Genomic DNA, 1036 nt, shown 5'->3' with positions numbered 1-1036 from the left:
GTGAGTGGCGAGCAGGTTAATGTGGCACGTGCAGACGTACCCGAAAGAATAAAGCAAATCCTTGCGAGTGAATGATGGTAGTGATATAATCTGCGGGCTTTAGGTATATGGTGGCTGTAGCTCAGTTGGCAGAGCACCTGTCTGTGGATCAGGACGTCGCGGGTTCGAGCCCCGTCAGCCACCCAAAACCGTAGGGTCTACTTCAGTAGACCCTTTTTTGTTGCAGTGGTGAGGGTACTTATTTGACGATGTGTCTTTTGTCTTAATTTTCGAAAAACTATGATGCGTGGAACGTCATGGTTTAGCATCAGGGATGCTGCTGTATGGCGTAGATCATGGAAGCGTATCAGGCAGTCCTGATGAATATATAAGATTTTTTAAAACTTCTATAAAAATTACTATGGTTGATTGGAGTACCTGTTGTCGATGGAAAAACAAGATTGTTTTCTATCCATCGATGAGCGGCTGCCCTTCTTGTCTCATCTTGGCGTATCAAATGCTCATCAAGCACCTTCAGTGTTCTTATGCCTAGAACGATAGTTCTGCGACCAAATCTGGTTTTTGGGGACACATAGGTATCGCCAACTTTGAACTTGCGCCTGAGTTGTCCTAGGATGATTAAAGTTATCTATTCCCAATTCAAGTCTATCCATTGAAGACCAAGTAGTTCTGATTGCCTCATTCCTGTTGTGATTGCAAGGTGGTAAAGGCCTCGTATTGTGTTCATATAATTGAACCTAGAAATTGACCGACCTCTATTTCATTGAATATTTTCATCTCTTGAGATTTTGATCTGGGAGGTGTGGCCGCAAGGGCGGGGTTACGGCTAAGGCATCCCGATGTCCCGGCATGACCAAGGCTTTTTCATATATCTGAACGAATCATCTCTATTGTTCTTACACCTGTGTCAGATAGTAATTTTGTATTATAAAGATTTTGAATATACTCAGGTTTCCCCGTATGTTTCATACTAAGAAAAATAGCATGGACGAATATATAATCGTCAAACCACGATAAAAATGAATGTTATAGCGGA

The 1036-nt window shown here is 42.3% G+C and carries 1 tRNA gene; it reads left to right on the top strand.

Annotated features, from left to right (window positions below):
- Positions 1-110: 110 nt before the first annotated feature.
- Positions 111-183: transfer RNA gene (locus tag AC3DOM_RS13260), tRNA-His, on the top strand.
- The last annotated feature ends 853 nt before the right edge of the window (positions 184-1036 follow it).

Source organism: Candidatus Desulfolinea nitratireducens (assembly GCF_982879505.1).
The sequence above is the reverse complement of the archived record's forward strand: the minus strand, read 5'-3'. Positions and strand labels throughout refer to the sequence as shown.